The organism is Mixta sp. Marseille-Q2659 (assembly GCF_940807255.1).
GTDB lineage: Bacteria > Pseudomonadota > Gammaproteobacteria > Enterobacterales > Enterobacteriaceae > Mixta.
The window spans coordinates 119,038-125,521 of sequence record NZ_CALNWY010000012.1 but is presented as its reverse complement, the minus strand read 5'-3'; the positions used below and the strand labels follow the sequence as shown (position 1 = coordinate 125,521).

Annotated in this window: 6 protein-coding genes and 1 pseudogene; 2 read left to right on the top strand and 5 right to left on the bottom strand. The window is 52.7% G+C overall.

Annotated features, from left to right (window positions below):
• Window positions 1–851: hypothetical protein (locus P3C52_RS11050; protein ID WP_275555049.1), on the top strand; the 851-nt coding region annotated here is incomplete at its 5' end.
• Window positions 852–887: 36 nt separating this feature from the next.
• Here P3C52_RS11050 and P3C52_RS11045 read toward each other — a convergent pair.
• The 5 genes and pseudogenes from P3C52_RS11045 to P3C52_RS11025 form a co-directional block, all read right to left on the bottom strand.
• Window positions 888–1,985: a glycerol dehydrogenase gene (locus tag P3C52_RS11045; protein ID WP_275555045.1), complete on the bottom strand. Its 1,098-nt coding sequence runs from the start codon at window positions 1,983–1,985 to the stop codon at window positions 888–890.
• Between the two features lie 97 nt (window positions 1,986–2,082).
• Window positions 2,083–2,532 (bottom strand): DUF4385 domain-containing protein, encoded by a 450-nt coding sequence (locus P3C52_RS11040; protein ID WP_275555044.1) that lies wholly within the window; start codon window positions 2,530–2,532, stop codon window positions 2,083–2,085.
• A gap of 148 nt (window positions 2,533–2,680) precedes the next feature.
• On the bottom strand, window positions 2,681–3,649 hold the full coding sequence (cmoB, locus tag P3C52_RS11035) for a tRNA 5-methoxyuridine(34)/uridine 5-oxyacetic acid(34) synthase CmoB (RefSeq protein WP_275555043.1): 969 nt from the start codon (window positions 3,647–3,649) through the stop codon (window positions 2,681–2,683).
• Window positions 3,646–4,386, bottom strand: a complete 741-nt coding sequence (gene cmoA, locus P3C52_RS11030) for a carboxy-S-adenosyl-L-methionine synthase CmoA (RefSeq protein WP_275555042.1) — start codon at window positions 4,384–4,386, stop codon at window positions 3,646–3,648. Before cmoA ends, cmoB begins: the two co-directional genes overlap by 4 nt.
• A gap of 115 nt (window positions 4,387–4,501) precedes the next feature.
• A pseudogene (locus tag P3C52_RS11025) lies at window positions 4,502–4,848 on the bottom strand (hypothetical protein); the annotation flags it as partial.
• A 1,076-nt stretch (window positions 4,849–5,924) separates the two neighbouring features.
• Between P3C52_RS11025 and P3C52_RS11020 the strand changes: the two are divergent.
• Complete coding sequence (locus tag P3C52_RS11020; RefSeq protein WP_275555041.1) at window positions 5,925–6,356, top strand: hypothetical protein; 432 nt, start codon at window positions 5,925–5,927, stop codon at window positions 6,354–6,356.
• The last annotated feature ends 128 nt before the right edge of the window (window positions 6,357–6,484 follow it).

Sequence of the window (6,484 nt, the reverse complement as noted above, 5' to 3'; positions counted from 1 at the left end):
AGCCAGCCGTGGCTGACGCGCGAAATATGCTGCACCATCGCCAGCACAATATTTTGATCGTTTTTATCGTAGCTGATATCCGCCACGGTAAGCTGGCCGCAGCGGTCAAACAGAGTAACAGCGTTATTCTGCTGGGCGGCACGGCGAAAGGGCAAATCAAACAGGTCGTGATGGGCGAGTTTGGTAAGAACGTCAATTCGCAGAAACGCGTGCTGGGGCTGTTTGACCGCTGCGGCCAGCTTACCGTGGCGGATATCAGCTACGATAAAAACGATCAAAATATTGTGCTGGCGATGGTGCAGCATATTTCGCGCGTCAGCCACGGCTGGCTGGCTGAATACCAGATTTCCGTAAAGGTGAAAAAAGAAGATGCGCTGGTGGAGGTGAATAAGAAGCAGGGCATCATCAGTTATATGGTCGGCGTAAAGGGCAATATCATCAGCGCCAGCGATACCTTTATGCTGATGGGTAACAAAGGCTTTACCGAAACCACTTACGATTACGATAAACAGCTGCGCCTGAGTAGCAGTGTCTCACGCGGTTCGGATGCGCAGGCTAACGGCGAATATCGCTATCGCTGGAGCAAAGAGGGCTTGCTGCTCGGCAGCACCTCGCCGCAAAGTCAGGAAACTTACACCTATGATAAGCAACAGCGCGAGCTGGGCTTGCGTATGGTTAACAACACCAGCAACGGCACCGTGACCACGCTGGATGAATGCCAGAGCTGGGATAAGCCCGGCAACTGTACCTTGAGCTATTCCCGTGAAACGGAAGTGGCCGGACAGGAAACTACTGAACGCCAGCTCAGCACCGCCTACCGTTTTGAATACTGGGATAGCGAGCCGGAGTAGGGCGACAAAAAAGGGCGCCGAACGGCGCCCCAGATTTTATTTCACGCTTTTGCTAAAGGCATCAACGGCCAGGATGGCATTCGCCACCGCTTCTGGCGTCAGGTTCGGATTGAGGTTTTTCAGCGTGTCGCCTTCGCTGTTGGCCAGCGCGCCGATTTTTACTAGGTTTTCCCAGCTCTCATTTTCCAGATGCATTTCCGCCAGCGTGGTCGGCATTTTGATGGCCCGATAGAAGCGGATATAGCGGGCGACCTCCTCATCAGGGCGCTGCTCCAGCACCATCTGCGTCAGCGTGCCGTAAGCCACCTTTTCGCCGTGCGTCAGGTGGTGGATATCGCCTTCAATGGCGGTAAAGCCGTTGTGGATCGCGTGCGCGCCCGCCAGCCCGGCGTTTTCAAAGCCCAGGCCGGAGAGCAGCGTATTGGCTTCCACTACCGCTTCAACCGCTGGCGTGACCCGTTTTTGCTCAACGGCGGTCCAGGCGCTGTAGCCCCAGGTCAGCAGCGTTTCCTCACAGGCGCGAGCGATCGCCATACCGGCAATGGTTGGATCGCCATTAACCATCGATTTACCGTGCGAACGCAGCACCGCCTGCGCCTCAACATAGGTTGCCAGCCCGTCGGCGATACCGGAGGCAAACAACCGTACCGGCGCCTGCGCGCAAACCCAGGTATCAACCAGCACCAGATCGGGATTCTTGCTGTAAAAACGGTAGCTTTCAAAGACGCCGTTATCGGAGTAGATCACTGAGAGCGCGCTGCAGGGCGCATCGGTCGAGGCGGCCGTCGGTACGATCGCCACCGGCGCCTGTAGTTCATCCGCGACCGCCTTGGCGGTATCCAGCGTTTTGCCACCGCCCAGACCAACAATCACTGCGGAGCCGCTTTGCCGCGCGACGTTGGCTAAGCGAGTAATTTCATTACCGGAAGCTTCGCCATTAAATTTTTCATAGCGCTGCTGAATATCATGCTGCTTCAGCGTCGTCTGCACCTGCTCGCCAACCAGTCCCCAGACAATGTCGTCAGCAATGAGAAAAGCGCTGTCACCCAACTCTTTCAGATAGTCCCCCAGTTCCGCCAGCACGCCAGCGCCCTGAACATATTTACGCGGGGAAGAAAAAACAAACTTACTCATACCGGCTCTCCTTTAGCTATGGTTGAAACATCATGGCTAAAGCCTGGCAGGTTTCTGTGGGTTGGGTTGAGGATCCGTGGGAAAAGCGCGAATTGGGCTAGCCGTAGCGCTGCTGATGGGCTTTTTTACGCTGCAGATAATCTTCATCGGCACGGATCTTATCCCAGTAAGCTTTAAAAATGGTCGCCGACTCCACCTTTTCCTGATCCAGCTGTTGCGGCAGCACCTGCCGCTGCGCGTCATACTTTTTGCCGCCGGGATGGTTGGCATAGCGTCGCGCGCGGGTAAAGCCCATCTGGATAAATTTGCGCGCCATATCCATCCCGACAAAGTCATCCTGTTGCCGGTAAGCCTCAAACAGTTCCATTATTTTTTCTGCTGATTCGCGTGCAATCGCCGGGGTACGAAATCGCCAGTGCGGTAAGATTTCCGATTTATAAGGCTCGACAAGCAAGACGCCCTGTTCGCCACGGCCTACCTGGTACAGCTCCGGGTGCTGGCGAAAATCGATGCTGTTAAAATCCTGTTGGTAATCAAACTCTCTCATTGCTCCTCCTGCCGTCGCTGCGTTAAGTTTAGCGTTCGTTATGCAACTCTGCTTATCTCGGAACGGAGCGCATTATGACGGCTTTACTGGCGGGGCAGGCGCTGTCGCGCCGTTAAAGAACAGGGCATCATCACGATGCCCTGAAAAATTAAGGCTTGCGCGCCACCAGCACGGCGCGTAATGGCGCAGGATAACCTTCAACGGTTTTGCTGTGGTCGTTGGGATCGAGGAAGTCGGCCAGCGACTCGGTGGTCATCCAGTCGGTGCGGCGCTGCTCCTCGGTGGTGGTGCGGGAATAATCCACAATGCGCACATCAACAAAGCCGCATTTTTCCAGCCAGCGCGCCAGCGCCGCGGCGGAAGGAATAAACCAGACGTTGCGCATTTGCGCATAGCGTTCGCCCGGCACCAGCACATCATGTTCGTCGCCTTCAATCACCAGCGTTTCCAGCACCAGTTCGCCGCCGCTCACCAGCTGATTTTTTAGCTGGTAAAGATGATCAAGCGGCGAGCGGCGATGATAAAGCACGCCCATGGAAAACACGGTATCAAAGGCTTTCAGCTCCGGCAGCTGCTCAATGCCGACCGGCAGCAGATGCGCGCGCTGGTCGTTGCCAAGCAGCTTGCGCACCGCTTCGAACTGACAGAGAAACAGCTGGGTAGGATCGATACCGACCACCATATTGGCGCCTGCGCCAAGCATGCGCCACATGTGGTAGCCGCTACCGCAGCCCACATCCAACACCAGACGGTCGGTGAGCGGCGAAATGTGCGGCAGAACGCGATCCCATTTCCAGTCGGAGCGCCATTCGGTATCGATGTGCGTACCGTAAAGCGAATAAGGACCTTTGCGCCACGGCATCAGGTTGCGCAATAGCTTTTCAATGCCCTGGCGCTGGCGATCGCTGAGTTCGTCGCTGTCGGCGCTGACGCTCTGTTGCAAATCCAGATGCTGCGGCGTCAGCAGCGGCAGATTGTCCACCGCCTTCGTCCAGTTGCGAAAATGGCCGTGCAGATTTTCGCGCTGCCAGAGAGCAAGCTGCGCTGGCAGCACTTCAAGCCAGCTGGCCAGCGGCCCCTGAGCGATAAGCCGATAAAAATTGCCGAAATCGATCATGCCGCACCCGCTTTTAACGCCACCAGCGATCCAAAGTTAAAGCACTGGAACCAGAGTTCGCTGTGCTGAAAACCGGCCTGGCGCAGACGCGCCTTATGGGTCTCTACCGAATCGGTCAGCATGACGTTTTCCAGCATGCTGCGCTTCTGGCTTATTTCCAGCTCGCTGTAGCCGTTGGCACGCTTGAAATCGTGATGCATGTTAAACAGCAGTTCGCCTACTTCGGCATCTTCAAAGCTGAATTTTTCCGACAGCACCAGCGCGCCGCCGGGCTTCATCCCCTGGTAGATGCGCTCCAGCAGCAGCAGACGATCGGCGGGCGCCAGAAATTGCAGGGTAAAATTGAGTATCACCAGCGAGGCGTTTTCAATATCGATATCGCGAATATCGGCCTCGATCACCTCAACCGGCGTGCTGGCGCGGAAGGCATCAATATGGCGGCGGCAGCGCTCAACCATCGCCGGCGAGTTATCCACGGCGATAATTTTGCAGCCATCAACCTGCACCGAGCGGCGTACCGAAAGCGTGGCGGCGCCCAGCGAACAGCCCAGATCGTAGACTTGGGTATTGGGCTGTACGAAGCGTTCGGCGAGCATGCCGATCATGGAGATGATATTGGAGTAACCCGGCACCGAGCGCTGGATCATGTCGGGAAAAACTTCAGCTACGCGCTCGTCAAAAGTCCAGTCGCCCAGTTTATGAACAGGCGTGGAAAACAGCGTATCGCGATTAGACATAGGAGGAAAATCCGGTCAACTACGGAAAAGGCGGTATTTTGGCAGAAAGCGCGGCAGGCTGCATCTTTTGTGGCGGCCAGCGCGTGTTTCCCTGTGCTGCGTCAGCCCCGATCCCTTAAAACAGCGCGGCCTGCTGCGGCCAGTCCGGCGCGGTGCCCACCTGCGGCAGCGCCTGTTGCAGACGTGGCCACAGCGTTTGCACCAGATCCAGCACCTCGCCAATGTCGGGCGTATGAATAAACAGCCGGGCGTGCCCTGTGCCTGCCAGCCGGGCAGGGTAGCCAGCCAGTCGTTAAACCACTGCTGATTTTCCTGCGGCGAATCACTGCCGATAAAGCGCACCATTGGATCGCTGGCGGTCATAATGGCGTGCGGCGGCACCTTCGGTTTTTTTGACTGGGCGTCCCGCGTAGCGACGCTGGTGGAACGGGAGGCATGTACCGGGCGGCTGTCGAGGATCACAACCCTCTAATGATACAGCCCACCTGTAACAGCATCTAAGAATTCTCTACACACACCTAAAAAAGACCTCACAGGAAGCCTTCTGAGCGGTTTTATCCTTAAGTTAGTGTGTCTGTATGGTTATATACAGAAAAGCCTTAGAATCGACCACAGAGCGTTTTAGCAGAATACACAGACTGTCTAAGGGCTAAGGGCTGTGACTAAGGGCTGTGACTAAGGGCTATGACTAAGGGCTAAGGCTATGCAATTTAATTTCTTTATCGTTAAGATAAAAAATACTCATAAAGACTCCCTGTAGACCCCATAGATACTGGTGATTAGTTTTTCTCATGGTAACGATAAAAATTTCTCATTTGAAACCGTATTGACAACATTGTATGCTTGTTCTTATGGGTTTTCAGTTAACAGTTCTCTCTTAACAGATCTTCTCTACAGTATTCTGTACAGAAGCACCTTCACAGTTGTGGCGAGTAAGCGAGCCACCTGAGCAACTGAGACAGCGAAGCAAGTTGCTTCTTATCACAATATCTTCTCCCTGCTATCAACTGTGATAAGAAATCTGATCAGATCAGTCTTTCCTCTCTAAAAAGTACAGCGAACCCCACACACCCTATAGACGAAGTCCAATAATTCTTGTTTACCCGTCTCTATGTCATCAAATAGCTGTGAGTTATAGATCCCGTCCTTGCCAGCAAACAGATGCCGATGCTCCGGTTTCACTTCTACAGATGTTGCTCTTTTCAGTGTCTCCGGTGTACACCTGATCCGATACCGGTCACCATACTTCTGAAGCATCAGAATACCCGTTGATGTATTACCTTTCTTCCTGACCAAGCTCACCACAGTCCAGCCTCCTTTGTGATAGTAACTATGTCTTAAAATACCCCCACGAAATCCTCGAAATTATTCTGTAACTCATTCTAATCATTACACTTTTCCGACTTTTCTCCGTGACAAAAAAAAGGCCCCTTTTTACCATCTCTTTCGAGATACTGTAGATTCTCCTGATTCACATATTGTGCATCCTACTAATGGATTTTAAAATAAACATACGTTTATCGTGAATGAGGTTAGGGATGGGTATCACATTAGCCAGTGCAGCAACCGCCGTTGGCATCATTGATAAAGCATTAAATATCACTAAAAAACTTTCTGACAACAGTCCTGAACTTGATAAAGCTACCCTCAAACTTGAGTTAGCGAACTTGATGACTGAACTGGCGAGCGTGAAGATGGAAGTGGTCTCTCTTCAGGCACTTGTATTTGATGCGGAGCAAAAGAACAAAGCTCTTGAAGAAAAGCTCAAAGACAACGAGACCTTTGTCTTTAAATCTGGTGTGTACTGGAAAGATGGCGATGATACGGCCTTTTGCCCAAAATGTTGGGAAAACGATGGCAAGAAGATTCATTTACTTGCTCGTGAGCATCAGTATGTGGGTTTAGGGCAGGGTATTGAAAAGCCTAACTGGAATTGCCGTGTATGTAAAACCACGTTTGAGCGGGTCTAAAACATATGTATGTTGTCTTTTATTGGAATCATATCTGGCTTTAAATGCAAACAAAAGGTTGACAAATGTTACATAAATGTTAACATAAATTATACCCGATGAATAACCCGCACTCATCGCGTACCAAT